General features: G+C 36.4%; 18 protein-coding genes. 3 read left to right on the top strand and 15 right to left on the bottom strand.

Annotation, left to right across the window (positions count from 1 at the left end; translation table 11 throughout):
- A partial coding sequence (locus PI85_RS24490) for a hypothetical protein (RefSeq protein ID WP_200886596.1) occupies positions 1-182 on the bottom strand: 182 nt, incomplete at its 3' end.
- A gap of 449 nt (positions 183-631) precedes the next feature.
- On the bottom strand, positions 632-1,093 hold the full coding sequence (locus PI85_RS22900; protein ID WP_235318533.1) for a hypothetical protein: 462 nt from the start codon (positions 1,091-1,093) through the stop codon (positions 632-634).
- A gap of 232 nt (positions 1,094-1,325) precedes the next feature.
- On the opposite strand from PI85_RS22900, the gene PI85_RS22895 reads away from it, so the two are divergent.
- Positions 1,326-2,210, top strand: a complete 885-nt coding sequence (locus PI85_RS22895) for a LysM peptidoglycan-binding and 3D domain-containing protein (protein ID WP_036121844.1) — start codon at positions 1,326-1,328, stop codon at positions 2,208-2,210.
- 272 nt (positions 2,211-2,482) lie between these two features.
- Here PI85_RS22895 and PI85_RS24980 read toward each other — a convergent pair whose 3' ends face one another.
- From PI85_RS24980 to PI85_RS22885, 3 genes are read right to left on the bottom strand one after another with little or no spacing between them, the layout of a single operon-like run.
- Complete coding sequence (locus PI85_RS24980; RefSeq protein ID WP_235318532.1) at positions 2,483-2,635, bottom strand: hypothetical protein; 153 nt, start codon at positions 2,633-2,635, stop codon at positions 2,483-2,485.
- Between the two features lie 54 nt (positions 2,636-2,689).
- Positions 2,690-2,914: a Fic family protein gene (locus tag PI85_RS24975; RefSeq protein ID WP_052323605.1), complete on the bottom strand. Its 225-nt coding sequence runs from the start codon at positions 2,912-2,914 to the stop codon at positions 2,690-2,692.
- A 3-nt stretch (positions 2,915-2,917) separates the two neighbouring features.
- Complete coding sequence (locus PI85_RS22885; RefSeq protein ID WP_036121847.1) at positions 2,918-3,787, bottom strand: LysR substrate-binding domain-containing protein; 870 nt, start codon at positions 3,785-3,787, stop codon at positions 2,918-2,920.
- A gap of 157 nt (positions 3,788-3,944) precedes the next feature.
- On the opposite strand from PI85_RS22885, the gene PI85_RS22880 reads away from it, so the two are divergent.
- Both PI85_RS22880 and PI85_RS22875 read left to right on the top strand, forming a co-directional pair.
- Complete coding sequence (locus PI85_RS22880; protein WP_036121849.1) at positions 3,945-4,544, top strand: nitroreductase family protein; 600 nt, start codon at positions 3,945-3,947, stop codon at positions 4,542-4,544.
- 136 nt (positions 4,545-4,680) lie between these two features.
- A complete protein-coding gene (locus PI85_RS22875) occupies positions 4,681-5,625 on the top strand; it encodes a DMT family transporter (protein ID WP_036121851.1) in 945 nt (314 codons plus the stop codon).
- Positions 5,626-5,973: 348 nt separating this feature from the next.
- Here PI85_RS22875 and rlmH read toward each other — a convergent pair whose 3' ends face one another.
- From rlmH to PI85_RS22830, 10 genes are all read right to left on the bottom strand, one after another.
- The gene (rlmH, locus tag PI85_RS22870) at positions 5,974-6,453 is read right to left on the bottom strand and encodes a 23S rRNA (pseudouridine(1915)-N(3))-methyltransferase RlmH (protein ID WP_036121853.1); all 480 of its coding nucleotides are present in this window, start codon (positions 6,451-6,453) and stop codon (positions 5,974-5,976) included.
- Between the two features lie 90 nt (positions 6,454-6,543).
- Positions 6,544-6,708, bottom strand: coding sequence for a CxxH/CxxC protein (locus PI85_RS24145; RefSeq protein ID WP_008177923.1), 165 nt, complete (start codon positions 6,706-6,708; stop codon positions 6,544-6,546).
- 243 nt (positions 6,709-6,951) lie between these two features.
- Complete coding sequence (locus PI85_RS22860; protein ID WP_036121854.1) at positions 6,952-8,250, bottom strand: S1C family serine protease; 1,299 nt, start codon at positions 8,248-8,250, stop codon at positions 6,952-6,954.
- A 165-nt stretch (positions 8,251-8,415) separates the two neighbouring features.
- The gene (locus PI85_RS22855) at positions 8,416-9,204 is read right to left on the bottom strand and encodes an MBL fold metallo-hydrolase (RefSeq protein WP_039392497.1); all 789 of its coding nucleotides are present in this window, start codon (positions 9,202-9,204) and stop codon (positions 8,416-8,418) included.
- Entirely contained in the window at positions 9,204-10,028 is an 825-nt protein-coding gene (locus tag PI85_RS22850) for a two-component system regulatory protein YycI (RefSeq protein ID WP_036121860.1), read from the bottom strand. The genes PI85_RS22855 and PI85_RS22850 overlap by 1 nt, the downstream gene beginning before the upstream one ends.
- A complete protein-coding gene (locus tag PI85_RS25150; RefSeq protein WP_255350120.1) occupies positions 10,015-10,740 on the bottom strand; it encodes a YycH family regulatory protein in 726 nt (241 codons plus the stop codon). The genes PI85_RS22850 and PI85_RS25150 overlap by 14 nt, the downstream gene beginning before the upstream one ends.
- Positions 10,741-10,744: 4 nt before the next feature.
- Entirely contained in the window at positions 10,745-11,341 is a 597-nt protein-coding gene (gene yycH, locus PI85_RS25145) for a two-component system activity regulator YycH (RefSeq protein ID WP_255350119.1), read from the bottom strand.
- Positions 11,338-13,203 (bottom strand): cell wall metabolism sensor histidine kinase WalK, encoded by a 1,866-nt coding sequence (walK, locus tag PI85_RS22840; protein WP_039392495.1) that lies wholly within the window; start codon positions 13,201-13,203, stop codon positions 11,338-11,340. Before walK ends, yycH begins: the two co-directional genes overlap by 4 nt.
- A gap of 5 nt (positions 13,204-13,208) precedes the next feature.
- The gene (gene yycF / locus PI85_RS22835) at positions 13,209-13,922 is read right to left on the bottom strand and encodes a response regulator YycF (protein WP_008177934.1); all 714 of its coding nucleotides are present in this window, start codon (positions 13,920-13,922) and stop codon (positions 13,209-13,211) included.
- Positions 13,923-14,135: 213 nt separating this feature from the next.
- The gene (locus PI85_RS22830) at positions 14,136-15,599 is read right to left on the bottom strand and encodes a M23 family metallopeptidase (protein ID WP_036121868.1); all 1,464 of its coding nucleotides are present in this window, start codon (positions 15,597-15,599) and stop codon (positions 14,136-14,138) included.
- Between the last annotated feature and the right edge of the window lie 301 nt (positions 15,600-15,900).

Genomic DNA, 15,900 nt, shown 5'->3' with positions numbered 1-15,900 from the left:
AATGGTAATGGTAACGGCAATGGTAACGGCAATGGTAATGGTAATGGTAATGGTAATGGTAATGGTAATGGTAATGGTAATGGTAATGGTAACGGCAATGGTAATGGTAATGGTAATGGTAACGGCAATGGTAATGGTAATGGTAATGGTAATGGTAATAAAAATAATACTGAAGTTATCATGCTTAAGGCATAATTCACCTCAGAACAAGCAAAAAGAGAAATTGCTCTGTGCAATTTCTCTTTTTGTCTTTTCGTATAAGGCCATTGATATTCTCGACATTTTTGATAAAAATCTGTACCTCTTTATCTTTCATAAATAACATCATTTACTTATGATGAGGATCTTCGCAAAACTGCCAAGCGGGCTTTTATTTATGAACATTTATTCAAAAATCCCTAATAACATCACTGATGCTAACATTTATATTAATGGTACGGCACATAAAGAAAAATTTTTACTTTTATTAAGCTTCTAGTGTTCTATAAATCTTTTCGACTCTTTTTAATTGTGGTGCTGTTAGGTATTTTTCTCTTTTTCGTAACACTTTCAATAATTCATTTTTATTTTCATCTGTTACGGCTAACAGCGTACTTTCCGAGTGCTGAGGAATTTCCTTTGGTCTGCAATTCTAAAGGTGATGAAGTAATATTGGAAAAATCACATCATTGTTTTCTTTACTGACAGCTGCTAGCTTCGCAAGAGTGAGGACACCTTTATCAATTGTAATAACTGAACCCATTTTCATCGCACTTTTTAATATAGTTAGATGAGCCATAATGGTTTCTGATGCTACCTCGGCAATCGTTGCCAATGCCATCATCCCGCCCCAGACCAAACGATTATTAGAGCTTTTTAGCAACTCTATAAAAGTCAGGACATACTTACTGATCAGTTCCGGTTTAACTTGCCCAATTTCGTATGCTACTTTCATACAATCATATTGAATTTTTTTATCTTTGCACGTTAGGTTTTCAATTATTTCTTCTATACCCGCATAATTTTCTTCATGTATCAATTTATGTGCAAACTCCATATTTGGCTCTTCATCGTTTCGACCTAGTTGAGAAGCTAACAGATCCACAACTGACATGATTATCCCCCACTTACGAAATTTATTTAATGTAGAAACATTATCACATTTAGCTCTTAACAGATCAGCTATCTTCATTACGGAAATCATCTCATTTAATAGTAGAAATATTATTGCAATATAAATGCCATGGACGAAATCAAATTAACATCTCCTTGTTCTTTTTCTCAAAAAAATCTATGTTACGATGATTCTACATTAACAACTAAGAACGCACATGGAGGATTAATACATGCTTAAAAAAATAATTTCAATTGTACCAGTTGCAATGCTTTCGGCAACTTTAGGTGCTAATGCTCAAGCTGCAACAATTAACGTACAAAAAGGTGATACTCTTTGGGATTTATCTCGTACACATCATACTTCTGTAGAAAATATTAAAACATTGAATCATATGACTACTAACCTTATTCACCCTGGTGATGTCCTTACCATTGCACAACAATATACCGTTAAGCAAGGAGATACACTATGGGATATAGCCCTAGATCATCAAGTCTCTGTTTCACAAATTAAAGAATGGAACCAATTACAGACGGACCTTATTCATCCCGGTTTACATCTATCGATTATCGATGGTACGAAAACAAGTAAGGCTGTAACTGACAAACCAATAAAGCCTACAGCTCATGCAGCAAAGGAAACGACAACTTCAGTAACAAATAATACAACTGCAGTAGAAAGTAAACCTGAAGCGACCGCTCCATCAACAAGTACTACTGCTTCAAAGGATAGTGCACCTGAAGCAACTGCTCCATCAACAAGTACTACCGCTTCAAAGGAGAATGCTCCTGAAGCCAACGCTTCTTCTACAAATAAAACTGCTTCAAAGGAAATTATAGTGGAAGCTTCAGCCTATACGGCTTCATGTGAGGGATGTTCTGGTATTACTTCTACTGGCATGAACCTTAAAACCAACCCAAATGCGAAGGTCATCTCAGTTGACCCAGCTGTAATTCCATTGGGTAGTAAAGTTTATGTGGAAGGCTATGGTGAAGCAATTGCAGGGGATACTGGTGGTGCCATTAAAGGAAAACGAATCGATGTCTTTTTCCCTTCTCAACAAGATGCCATTAATTTTGGAGTAAAACAATTAAAGGTCACAATATTAGACTAACTTAACCAATCTAAAAAGCCAAAAAAGAACCAGTTTATGTTCTTTTTTGGCTTATTTATTCAGTTCTATATATTTTTATAAAATGCATAATTCATGGTGATAGTTCCAAAGAATTGCACTTTCTTATGATACGATTCGCCGTAATGGATTTAAGTGCGGTTTTTTCGTCTAACCTTTATAATAAAATAAAGGACGGTGATAGCATGTTAAATCGAGAAGTTGAACAGCAGTTAATAAAAACAATTAATGAACAATTGAATCCAGCTTTCATCCTATGAACGTTTTACGCTTGCCGGAGACTTGGCAGTATCACACGGCACTTTATATAAGTCTAACGAAGCCTCAACTTCCTTCTCAATAAGCTCTACAATGTCCCCATAGTCCTCTGTCGTATGTGCTTTGTCTAATGCATCGTAATACGCCAATCTATTTTCTATTCGAATAATAATGTGGATAGCCAGAATTCATTAGCTCTAAATTTAACAACAATCTTGATGTACGACCATTCCATCAATGAATGGGTGAATTCCAATAAAAATTGCATGTAACAACGCTCCACGAACGATTCGGTGTAATGCTTGTGCTTCCCTTCCGTTCCAACTCATTAAAGCATTCATTTGCTCTTGAATTTTGAAAGGTGTGCGCATCCATTTTAACATGTCGATGAATTGTTTAAATGATTGTAGAAGTAAATCAGTGCTCAACTTCTAAAATCGTTCTATAACTCTTTTCATGAAACCTTCAGCTGCTTTACTCAAATATTTGTCGTTACGATAGAAGATATCTAGTTCCCTCGTTGGTGCATTTTCAATGGGTATTGATCGAATACCTAGCGATTGGAAGTTTTCGATAAGTTGGCTAGGTTGAATAGTAGCACCAATGTCTTTTTGAACGAGTTGAAATAATGATGTAGCTGAACCAGTTTCCATAACACTATTAATCGTTACTCCTTGCCTATCACACCATTTATCGATTAGATCACGACCACATTTCCCTTGAGGATACATAACAAGTGGTATATCTACCAACTCTTCTGGTTTGACGCTCTTCCTCTGAGATAAGTCATGACTTTCATTCACAAATAAACTGTACCTCTCCGTATAGAATGGAATACGCTCTAAATGAGAATTTCCTTCTACCTTTAAACCAATGCCAATATCAACTTCATTACCTAGCACTTTTGTTAAACTTTCTATTGTCGGAAATACTTGCACTTTTGTGTTGGGGAATTCCTTTCGAAAATCAATTAAAATCTCGGTTAAGCGATAATCAAGATCCGAAGGCAGTATTGCGATACGTAAATGTCCCTTGTTAAAATCTATCAAATCAGAGATAGCTTTCTTGGCATTTTCTAAATCCTGTTGAACTTTTAGAGCATAGTGCTCAAGTAACTCACCAGCTTCCGTTTTCACTGTTTTTTTGCCAATTCGATCGAATAATGGTGCCCCTATTTCACCCTCTAGAACACGTATCTGCTGACTTAATGTCGGTTGAGAAATCCCCAATTTAAAAGCTGCTTCAGAAAAATGTAACTCCTTACACAGCATAAGGAAGTAATTTAATTGTCTAATCTCCATATCAAACCCTCCTTTTCTATAGCCAAAACCTATTGTTTGTATAGAAAAAATAGTATTGAACTATTATATTTCAAATTTTACAATGAACGTATTAAAAAGGAAAGGAACTTAGGTAGGATACTGTGGTGAAAAATTATTAGAAAAGGAGTTTACAAATATGAAGAACAGATATATTGAATTGATGGAAAAGAGGCGTTCAATTTACGCTCTAGGAAAAAATGTAGAACAGACTGAAGGAAAACTTCAAGACACTATTATGGAGGCAATAAAGCATAGTCCAACTGCTTTTAACTCACAAACTTCACGGGCAGTAATTTTATTTAACGAACATCATGATAAATTATGGGATCTAGTTGAAGAACAGTTACGCTCAATTGTTCCAGCAGAAAACTTTGCCCGAACAGAAGAAAAAATAGACTCTTTCCGTGCAGGCTTCGCTTCCATTTTATTTTTTGAAGACCAAGACGTCATTCAACAGTATCAAAATCAATTCTCTCTATATGCAGAACAGTTTCCTATCTGGTCTGAACAAGCAACCGGAATTGCGCAGCATTCTGTATGGATGGCATTAGCCCAAGAAAGACTAGGTGCCTCCCTTCAACATTACAACCCACTTATCGATCAAAATGTGAAAGACGAATGGGAAATTCCCAATAATTGGAAATTAACTGCACAAATGCCATTCGGAAGTATCGAAGCAGTGCCAAGTGAAAAAGAATTTTTGGCAAATGAAGAGCGCTTTAAAGTGTTTCGTTAATATACCTACGAAAGTAAAACTTTAATCCGTGGTAGTTTTTTTATCTCCCACCTAACTTTTTTGCCGACAGCTAAATTTTGAGGTGGGGGTGTTCCTGCCCGATAATGCAGGATAAAAGGATTGGAGTCTTGTAAAAATGTCTAAAAAAACAAAAGCTTATTTCGCAGCAACCATGTATGCACTCATCATCGGCTTTTCATTTATGTTCGTAAAACTGAGCCTTGTTGCTTCTTCACCGCTTGATACACTGGCACACCGCTTTTCTATAGCTTTTGTTATCGCTACTGCTATTATTGTCTTGAAAAAGATTCGCTTAAATGTGACAAAGAAGGACGTATGTAATATTATTCCATTAGCTTTAATTTATCCTACTTTATTTTTCACATTTCAAACGTTCGGTCTAGTCTATGCTTCTTCTTCAGAAGCCGGTATTATTCTAGCTACTGTACCAATTTTCACTCTGATTTTAGCATCAGTATATTTGAAAGAACATACAGTACCATTACAAAAGGCCTCGGTGTTATTATCAGTCTCAGGTGTCATTTTCATTTTTGTTATGAATGGAGCAGATACAGGTTCACAAAATGTAAAAGGAATTTTCCTTATGTTACTGTCAGCCCTTACTGGTGCTTACAATACCGTTTTAGCACGTAAACTTGTGCAACATTACTCATTTTTTACGATAACTTACGTTATGACGCTCTTTGGCTTTATCTTTTTTAATATTGTAGCTATTGGAAATCATATGATAACGAAAACGATGCATCAATTCATCGAACCGTTCTCAAGCGGAACGTTTATCATCGCTATTGTTTACCTTGGAGCACTTTCATCTTTAGGAACTTCCTTTTTCTCCAATTATGCACTTTCGCAAATTGAAGCGTCAAAAATGAGTGTCTTTAATAATTTAGCTACATTAATTACGATTATTGCTGGCGTCCTTTTCTTAAACGAAACGATTCAATCCTATCATATTTTCGGTACAATCATTATTCTACTAGGTGTTTTAGGATCTAACTATAACGCTCAGCAAAAAAGTGAAAAAGCCTATGCTATCCCTAGACAAGTAAATGAGGATTAACCAGAAGTTCGAAAATAGCGTACATTTATTGATGTAAGAAAAGCAAGCACCCTTAAAGTTCAAGATGATTTTTGGCAATTACGGCGTGCTTTGAACGAAACATTCTAGATACAATTTCGAAAGCTTTCGCTTATAAAGATTGTTTCAAATAACGACACAAAGCGAAAACTCACGAATCGTAATTGTTGTCGAGACAAATCACCTTAGGAGTTTTCGTTTTGTGTTATCAGTCTATTAAATTGAGCTTCCTTACACACTAGTGAACGTTGGTTTCACGTATATGCAACGGAACAACTAGTAAAAGAAAAGGCATAAGCTATTACATTAAATATGAGTGAAAAACCGCACTTACTTATGATACGGTTCACCCTTCATAATTCTAAAGCTTCGATAAACCTGCTCTACGAGTACGAGCTTCATGAGCTGGTGCGGTAATGTCATTTTGCCGAAGGATTGTTGCTCGTCGGCTCTTTTTAGGACGTCTTCGTGTAGGCCTAGGGAGCCGCCGATGACGAAGGCAATTTTGCTTTTGCCGTAGGTCATGAGTGATTCAAGATCAGCAGCCATTTGTTCAGAGGTTTTCATTTTGCCATTGATAGCGAGGGCAATGACATACGCGTCTGCACTAATTTTGGCTAGTATCCGTTCTCCCTCTTTTTTCTTCACGATATCCATTTCAGCATCACTAAGTTGTTCGGGTGCTTTTTCGTCAGGTACCTCAATCAAATCCATTTTTGCATAGCCGCCTAGTCGTTTTACGTACTCATCGATCCCCATTTTTAAGTACTTTTCTTTTAACTTGCCGACTGATACAATCGTTATATTCACACGTTATCCACCTTTACAATTCATTTACAAACAAATTATCCACAAAAGTTATCAACATATCCACATGCCATTGCTATATATTGTGTAAAGTTATTTACTTGATACAATATATTCTGCTGGCTGTTCACAGTAGCTACACTTTGTGGATAACTTTTTTTCCTCTTCGATTTTATCCATAATTGGGAACACTTTTTGCTCTGCTACAAACATGTCTAAAGCGTGTTCTATATGGCTTTCACAGCTGTATTTTTCCATTTTTTGATGTCTCCTTATTTTCCGAAATTTCCACAAACTTATTCACATTTCGGTCTATGTTATCCACAACCTATTGTATCAAAGGAATAGCATGTATGGAAGAAGTGCCTTTTCCTCACTGTTTATTGTATACAATCAGTATTCATAATTTTCTAGTTATCCACAATATTTTATTAAAGGACTTCTCTATCTCCACAAAAAAGCAGCGGAGATTTTTTCAATCCCCACTGCTATTCACCCTTTTTACAATGAATTACCGTTCGTTAATGTAAGTGTAAGTTCTACCAATTTACCTTGGCGGTAAACTTTTAATGTTAATTGATCACCGATTTTTTTCTCATTATATAGATGTTTACGTAAATCAATGGCTGTTTCTATTTTTTGACCATCCATTTCCACAATAACATCATATTGTTGGATTCCTGCTTTGGATGCTGGTGAGTTATTCATTACATCTGTAATCACAACTCCTGTTGTCACCTCAGCTGGTAATTTTAATGTTTGTTGTTGGTAGAAGGCTGGAACATCTGTTAAGTCAGCTAATGAAATTCCCATTGTTGGACGTTTCATTTCACCATTTTTCTCTAGCTCCTCAATAATCGGAATGGCTGAATTAATTGGAATAGAGAAACCTAAACCTTCCACAGAGGATTCTGCAATTTTCATGGAGTTAATCCCTATTAACTCTCCAGCTAAATTGACAAGTGCTCCTCCGCTATTCCCTGGATTAATGGCTGCATCCGTTTGTAATACTTCTTGCTGCCAATCTTCTGTGCCATCACCGTTTAAGTCTACTGGTACAGAACGATCCTTACCTGAAACAACGCCAGTTGTCACAGAGCCATAGAAATCTAAGCCAAGTGGATTACCTATTGCTATAACTGTTTCCCCTTGTTTTAACACATCGGAGTTACCGAATGTTGCTACTGTTTTTACATTTTTTGAGCTAATTGAAATAACGGCAAGGTCTGTCCAAACATCATGGCCCACTAGTTCGGCTTGCTCTTTTGTTCCATCAGGCATTGTGACCTCTAGTTGTTTAGCCCCTTCAATAACGTGATTATTTGTTACGATAAAGGCTTTGTCACCTTCAATTTTATACACTACACCTGAACCGCTTCCCGCTTCTTTTGTTGTTGTTGATTGCTGGCTCCAAAATCCTCCGCTTGTTACTTCCTGAATGTTAGTAATACCCACAACGGCTGGAGAAGCTTTATCAACGGCTTTTGTAACATCCGTCGTTACCTCTGTGGCAACTTGATCAATGGTCGTATTATTTTTCCCTGTATTACTTGATGTTGTACCAGGCATTTGATTGACCAGACCAGGCAACATCAGCCAAACAAGTAAGGCACCTATAATGACGCCGACTAAGCCACTAAAGAAATAGCCACCTTTTCCTCCGCCTCCACCTTTCTTTTTATGACGCTTGGCCTGCATTTCTTGCTCCTCGCGCTCTAGTCTTTCTTGAAGAGGTGATTTCGGTATTTCATCATTTTTTAGGAAATCACTGTTTTTATCATCATCTTGAAAATAACTCATGTTCCTCATCCTTTCCTTTATTGCTTTTGTTAATTGTTACCCTAATCTTACGATTCAAACATTAAAATCAGATGAAAAACAAATAAAATGGACATAAAAATAGCTGCCCAACGCATTTACTCAAATGCGTCGAACAGCTTTAAGTTTTACCTAAATAACGAGTCGTTAAACCGTTACTAATTTTGTTGGCTCCTCTGCATCTGTATCAAAAAGATGAACGTGTTCGCCAACCATAACGCCACAGGATTGTAAGGTTTGTGACACGCTCATGCGCGCCAGCTCTTTCATATTATTATCCTTACTTAAATGCGAAAGATAGATATTGGTCGTCTTATCAAATATGACCTCACTCATTGCAATCGCTGCATCCTCATTGGACACATGTCCTACATCGCTTAAAATACGGCGTTTAATGGACCAAGGATAACGTCCTATTTGAAGCATATTAACATCATGATTACTTTCAAAAACGAAGGAATCTGCTCCGCGTATAATACCCTTCATACGATCACTGACATACCCTGTATCTGTAATAATAACAAGCTTGCGACTACCCTCATGGAATGTGTAGAACATTGGATCTGCTGCATCATGTGAAACAGCAAAAGATTCAACAGCTAAAGAGCCAAAATGCTTCACTGTATCCATGTCAAACTCAAAACGTTGCTCTACAGGAATATCACCAACTAGCCCGTCCATTGCCTGCCATGTTTTGGCGTTTGCATAAATCGGTACATTATATTTTCGTGCCAGTACACCTATCCCTTTAATATGATCACTATGCTCGTGTGTAACGAAAATTCCACTAAGCTGCTTCATATTACGATCAATTTTTGTAAATAGCTGCTCCATCTTTTTCCCACTAAGACCAGCATCCACGATAAAGGCATAATCGTCATTCTCTACATAAATCGAATTCCCTGTACTGCCACTTGCTAAAACACTAAATCGCATTATTCAACTCCCCAGTCTTCTTCTTCGCCCTCTTGCTTGTCCTCCTGGATTTCAATGACTTTGCCTTCTACTGCATTGACAAAATACTCTTCTGTTTCTCCATCCGATAATTTCACTCGTACTTCCCATGTTGGCACTAATACCTGTGTACGAGTCAATTTAACAAGTGTTGAGTAACCTAACTTCATTTGCGTAATACGTGAGTCTGGCTTGAGCGGTCCTTTTGCATATAAAGTTTGAATAATTTGAAGGGGAGGAATGACAGTTTCCTGTTGTTCCATTTCTTCAATATTATCAATCATTGTTTGCTCATACATAGTTACTTCATTATTGGTATTCCATTTAATTTTTAATGAACCATTGTAATAGAACATCCGGTTATTAGTCTTCTGGAAAAAAATTGCGATGCGCTCTTCGCGATCTACTTTCCATAAGGCATACGATGCTCCCTCATTTACGTTTGCAACAGCAAAATCCGTAAAGCTTGCATCATCACTCACATTCCGTAATTTAACAGGCTTTATGAAAATAGCACGAACTTTCGTATTCGTATTATCCCTAAATGTAATTTGTTGGTTACTATTACTAAATTCATCTGTAGTGAATTTATGCACTTGAGCTGTCATATACGAAGCAAACTCAATATTATTTGGTAAGGAGCCATACGTAATATTATCATCTTTTAAACGAGCTTCTATTGTTTTTTCACCCGGAACCTCAATATCTTTCGCCTCATTATAGCGATTTACATAAAGGGAATATAAGAAGATGTTTAGAATTAAAAAAACGAATATAAAAATAGATTTCGTTCTATTCCAATCCATTTTTAACACCTCCTAAAACTTCAGGAGTTAGTTTAATCCAAGATCCATTACGGATGACAAACCAACAAGGTTCAAATGTAAATATATTTAGTTCTTGATTTTGTGTTAAATAATAACCTAAAACAATTTCATCGATATCTGCTAAGGCAATATTATTCCCAACTTTTAATCTCTCGGCAATATCTGCTCCCGACGATAATTCTTTAATTTCCTTTTCTGCTTCAATATCCATATCTAATGAGAAGTATGGACGCTTATAATGGAAAATCCGGCTATCTCCCCAAATTGTCGTCATTCGGGTAATGACATGATTGCTATAGACCGGTAAACCTTGTAAATATAATTGATAATCCATTTGATTTTTATTTGTGTTCGTTGAAGCATAACGGAAATCGGCAGTATATCCACCATGCTCGTTGATAAATTCAAAGCTATCTTTTAGCAATTTTGAAGGCTCTATTCTAATACTGCTTTCTGCAGCTGGATAAACATAGTTTAATGACTTTAGATTTGTATCTAATGTCATTAATGACATACCATCTGTATATTTTTCAGAAGAAGCACTTTCAACATTGCGTCGCACTATATTTGGATCTGTAAATAACACATTTTTAAATAATTCTGGTGTGATTTCTTCAATATAGTACGTAAATTTTACAGATTCCATTTTATTGTTATCTACATAAAGAGATGTCTGATTTTCTCGCTCAATTTCTTTAAACGCACCATATTTTTTTTGCAGGCTCTATGACTTCCTGTATAAATTGGTTCATGTTTGGCACGCTTACATGTGAGCGGAATAATGATTGGTTATTACTACTAATGTAATAAACCATTAACTCTTTGGTGCTTGAATTACTCCAGTCAATAATCATACGATTGAAGGTTGTTTCTGGTAACTCCTTATCAGCAAATTGAAAAATGGTGTTAAAGGCTGAAAATGGAACCTCACCAGTGAAAAAGATTGTCATTCGATGGTCTGCGCCAATAATTTGATTTACATAGTTTGGCGAAAGGTTGTTGTTAACAGGCTCTAAATCTAGAACGTTCCAGCCTTTAAAAGTTTTCATCAAATTCTTCATGGAATTATTAGATACTGTGCCTGTATAACCCTCATCAAAACGGAAAATAGCCTTGTATGGACGAATAATATCCTCCATTTCCTTTTGTGGCTTAATTAAAATTTCCTTCCGCTCCGTATTTTCAATATATTTATAATCTGGTGTGTACGTCCAAATCAAAAAAGTTAGAATCACACTTAGCATGACAAGTAGAAATAAAACAACAGATTTAACTGGCTCTATATATTTCATTCCCACTCACCTGCCTCACCAAATTCATCTGCATCATATGGTAATGTGAAGAAAATAGTCGTGCCTTGCCCTTCCTCACTCTCTGCCCAAATCTTTCCGCCATGCGCTTCAATCATTTCCTGCGCAATAGCAAGCCCCAAGCCTGTTCCTCCCATAGAACGAGCACGGGCCCGATCGACACGATAGAAGCGATCAAAAATGCGGCCTACATTTTCTTTAGGAATCCCCATGCCATCATCTGAAATCATGACTTTTAGCATGTCACCTTGCCCCGTGAAGCCAAAGCGAATATTTCCGCCATCTGGAGAATATTTAATGGCATTCGAAATGATATTATCAATGACCTGTGTCACCTTATCCGTATCAATTTCTACATAAAAGGAGGTTTCAGGGAATAGTCGTGCAAACTGTACTTTATCAGACTTAGACATTTCAAATCGATCGATAATTCGATTAAAGAATGAATTAAATAAGACAATATCTTTGTTTAACTCATAGTCTGAACTATCCATTCGTGATAATTGCAATAAATCATTGACTAGTCGAATCATACGTTCTGTTTCAGTTTGCGTTACGTTTAAAAATGTAGGAGCAATATTTTCATCCTTCCATGCCCCATCTGCTAGTGCCTCTAAATAACTACGCATAGTTGTTAATGGTGTTCTTAATTCATGGGATACATTCGATACAAACTCGCGACGATCCATTTCTATCTTTTCCTGCTCTGTTATATCGTGTAATACAGTAATAAGACCATTAATAAAGCCTGTCTCTTTTTGAATAACCGAGAAATTGGCACGTAATATATAAGGTGCATCTGATGTACTGAAATTTAAATTAATAGCATCACTCATATGAATTAAATCTTCAAAGCTATATTCCTGATCAATCCCTAATACCGAAGCAATGGGACGACCTAGTGTAATATCCCTTGAAATATGCAGTAACTCCAGCGCCGGGTCATTAATTAAAATAATACGTCCCTTACGATCTGTCGCAATAACGCCATCTGTCATATTACTAAGGACTGAATCTAGCTTTCGCCGCTCCGCATCAGTAGTGGATTGTGCCTCTTGCAAACGGTTGGTTAAATGATTAAAGGTAACGGCAAGCTGACCTATTTCATCTGTACCATATACCCTTACCTTGCGAGAATAGTTGCCCTTTGCCATCGCTTGAGCCTGCTTTCGCATATCAGCAATTGGTTGTGTTATTGTTCGAGCAACGAGAATACCTAAAAAGATAGCAAAGACTAACGACATAGCTGTGCCGCCAAGGAAAATACGGTTAATTTCGTTCATTTGTTCAAAAACGGACTCAATATTCGCTTCAATATATAGAACACCTATAATTTCATCGTCTGGCCCTGCACCAGCTCGAATCGGGTTTGCCAATACCCATACTCGATTCCTCGTTTTGTTATCGAGTTTTATAATATCAAAGAGCGTTTCAGCAGATATCGCACGACGCACAAGGTCTGTGTTAGAGCGTTGTCCTATTAAATTTTGATTCTCGAGCTCAGATGTGGCAAGTATTCTTTGTCTATCATCAATGACACGAATTTCTAAAATATCACCATTAGAAACGTCTCTTAAACCCGTTGAAAACTCTGTAACGATTGACTTCAAGCTTTCCTCTAGTTTAGGCATGCTTTCGTCCCGTTCCTTTAAAATTTCCTCACGAAGACTATATTGCATCAGGTCAACTCGCTGAAAGATAGAATCTTGGAAGTTGCTCTTCAAATTTTGTTCTAACTGGCGAGCAAAATAAATACCGATAATTTGTAAAGCAAGCAATATTAATAAAATATAAATCAGCACTAGTTTGACATGAATGGATTTAAAGAAGCTCACTTTCTGCATTCCGATTACTCCTGTTCAGGATTTCGTAAATAATAACCTACACCACGTCTTGTGACAATCCAAGCAGGGTGACTAGGATTATCCTCGATTTTTTCACGTAAACGACGAATTGTTACGTCAACAGTACGAACATCCCCAAAGTAGTCATAGCCCCATACCGTTTGTAAAAGATGTTCACGTGTCATTACTTGTCCAATATGTTTACCTAAATAATGTAGTAGCTCAAATTCTCGATGAGTAAGCTCAATAGCCTCATCACGCTTCATTACTAAATAAGCATCCGGCTGGATAACAAGGGATCCTACAACAATTTCGTTTGATTCCTCTTCTGCTTCTTCTGCTGCAGGTGCAGCAACCTGTAAACGTCGCATATTGGCCTTTACACGAGCAATAAGCTCTCGTGTACTGAATGGCTTAGTGACATAATCATCTGCGCCCATTTCTAAGCCTAATACTTTATCAATCTCAGAGCCTTTAGCCGTCAGCATGATAATAGGGAAATCATATTTTTTCCGTATCTCTCTACATACTTCCATACCATCGCGCTTTGGTAGCATGATATCTAGTAGCATTAAATCTGGTTGCTCTTCCTCAACCTTCTTTAGTGCCTCATCACCATCATACGCACATATCACTTTATATCCTTCTTTTATTAAATTAAATTGCAGAATATCTGCGATTGGTTTTTCATCATCAACAACTAAAATCGTTTTGTTCATTCATTCTCTCCCTTTCGTTTTTTATCTATTCTTAAACATGTTGTATTTGTAAGTTCACTACTCTTAACTCTATCATGCTTTCAGTTTCCTTGCATTAATCGTTCATCAATCACTTTAAATACTTTGACATAATGGGCTATATTTCAACAAGTATTTCTCGGGAAATAATAGAAAAGACAGCCCACTATTTGGACTGTCTACTATTAAAAATGTTTATCGACCTACATATGATAACGGATTAACTAATGAACCGTTCTTTTCAACTTCAAAGTGTAAATGTGTGCCTGTCGAATTTCCAGTAGAACCCATAATACCGATAACAGAACCCTTTTCCACTACTTGTCCTACTTCAACATTAATAGAAGATAGATGTCCATAAAGCGTTGTATAGCCATTATTGTGATTAATAACAATGCGATTACCATAAGTACCAGACGTACCAGCTGCACTAACTACACCATTATCGGCCGCCAAAATATTATAATTACTTGGACGAGCAATGTCGATTCCACGGTGGAAGGCGCCCCAACGTTCGCCCATACCGCTTGAGATATAGCCTCCTACAGCTGGCCATGAAAATTCACCTGTACCACGTGAAGAGATTACCTTTGTCCCAACTACTTCAATTTGGTCCACTGGCTCTTGGGTTACTTTTTCTTCTAATGCAACTTTTGCTGTTTGCTTACCATTTTCAGACGTTAGGGCGTAGGTTGTTTCTTTTTTACCATTAGCGCCTTCTTGCTTGATGACCTTTTCACCTTTATACATAGTAGGATCTTCTTCCACTACTTTTTTGAATGGAATCACATCTGCTACTTTCTTTTTCTTTTTAACCTCAAGATTTACAAATGGCTTTGCCACCGTTACATTCAATTCCTGTCCAACTTGTAAAACAGTATCAACTGTTACATCAGGGTTTAAATCTAGCAGCTCATTCGTTGTTAAATTATGTTTTTTTGCGACAGAACCTAATACATCACCTGATTGAATTTTATAGCTATCTTGTTCAAGGTAGCCTGTCATTAAATAGTTGACAGCTTGCTCAGGTGTTAAGATTTGAGTTGGTGTAACTTTTTGAGATATTCCTGAAACATCCTGTTTAAATGAAATATCTAAAAGTCGTGATTCGCCTGCTTGTAATTCTTGTAAATTAATTGTAGATTGTTGGTTTTTCGCTAATTTATCTAACTCTGGCTGAGAAATATATTGTAGCTTCAACAGTTGAACCGTTTTTTCATAGGCTTCCGTATTTTTTAATGATACGACTGGCTTATGATTTACTAGTAATGTAAAAGCATCCGATTTCGCTACTAAAGATTGCTTTAGTTTGGATAATGTTTCTGCATCTTTTGTTTCATTCGTAAAAACCTGTTCTGGGATTATTTTAACAGATGAGCTAGCATCCATAGATAACTCTTTGAATTGCTGACTTGCTTCTTTTTCTTTTGATGTAATAACTTCTTGAATAGCTTTCTCGTCAGATACTGCACCAATATAATCATTTCCCACATAAACATGGTATATTTTATTTAAATTTTCTTTCGTATGTTCTTTAGCAAAACCCATATTTATCGTTAGGCTCGTCATTAAAACTGCCATGATCGAAACCTTTTTAAAAGAAGAAAAATTGTAGGTGAATCTATTGTTTTCTTCTTTTTTATTCCAAAACGAATTCATCAATAAAGCCCCTTCCAACTTTCCCTTGTGATAGGATGATTTACCCACAAGGAATTTTTGCACCCTTATAATGTATCATAAAGAAAATAGCGTTTGAATGATTTCACTCTTTTGTAATGTAAATGTATTATTTATCTACTAATTGTTACATAGAATATATTTTATATAGTTGATAAATACTGTATTTTTATTCATAAAATGGGTATTGAACAACATTATTTACCGTATTAAAAATCATATACTTAGCCATTGGTATAGTATTCTATTATTTTTTTCAAGTGAATTTAGGCATAATACTTTT

Origin of the sequence: Lysinibacillus sp. A1 (assembly GCF_000801965.1) — a bacterium.
Classification (GTDB): domain Bacteria; phylum Bacillota; class Bacilli; order Bacillales_A; family Planococcaceae; genus Lysinibacillus; species Lysinibacillus fusiformis.
This window is presented reverse-complemented; position numbering and strand designations above follow the sequence as displayed.

Excerpts from the sequence above, each read along its gene's own strand:
- PI85_RS22900 (WP_235318533.1), bottom strand. The coding sequence starts at position 1,093 with ATGTCAGTTGTGGATCTGTTAGCTTCTCAACTAGGTCGAAACGATGAA.
- PI85_RS22895 (WP_036121844.1), top strand. The coding sequence starts at position 1,326 with ATGCTTAAAAAAATAATTTCAATTGTACCAGTTGCAATGCTTTCGGCA.
- PI85_RS22885 (WP_036121847.1), bottom strand. The coding sequence starts at position 3,787 with ATGGAGATTAGACAATTAAATTACTTCCTTATGCTGTGTAAGGAGTTA.
- PI85_RS22880 (WP_036121849.1), top strand. The coding sequence starts at position 3,945 with ATGAAGAACAGATATATTGAATTGATGGAAAAGAGGCGTTCAATTTAC.
- PI85_RS22875 (WP_036121851.1), top strand. The coding sequence starts at position 4,681 with ATGTCTAAAAAAACAAAAGCTTATTTCGCAGCAACCATGTATGCACTC.
- PI85_RS24145 (WP_008177923.1), bottom strand. The coding sequence starts at position 6,708 with ATGGAAAAATACAGCTGTGAAAGCCATATAGAACACGCTTTAGACATG.
- PI85_RS22860 (WP_036121854.1), bottom strand. The coding sequence starts at position 8,250 with ATGAGTTATTTTCAAGATGATGATAAAAACAGTGATTTCCTAAAAAAT.
- PI85_RS22855 (WP_039392497.1), bottom strand. The coding sequence starts at position 9,204 with ATGCGATTTAGTGTTTTAGCAAGTGGCAGTACAGGGAATTCGATTTAT.
- PI85_RS22850 (WP_036121860.1), bottom strand. The coding sequence starts at position 10,028 with ATGGATTGGAATAGAACGAAATCTATTTTTATATTCGTTTTTTTAATT.
- yycH (WP_255350119.1), bottom strand. The coding sequence starts at position 11,341 with ATGAAATATATAGAGCCAGTTAAATCTGTTGTTTTATTTCTACTTGTC.
- walK (WP_039392495.1), bottom strand. The coding sequence starts at position 13,203 with ATGCAGAAAGTGAGCTTCTTTAAATCCATTCATGTCAAACTAGTGCTG.
- yycF (WP_008177934.1), bottom strand. The coding sequence starts at position 13,922 with ATGAACAAAACGATTTTAGTTGTTGATGATGAAAAACCAATCGCAGAT.
- PI85_RS22830 (WP_036121868.1), bottom strand. The coding sequence starts at position 15,599 with ATGAATTCGTTTTGGAATAAAAAAGAAGAAAACAATAGATTCACCTAC.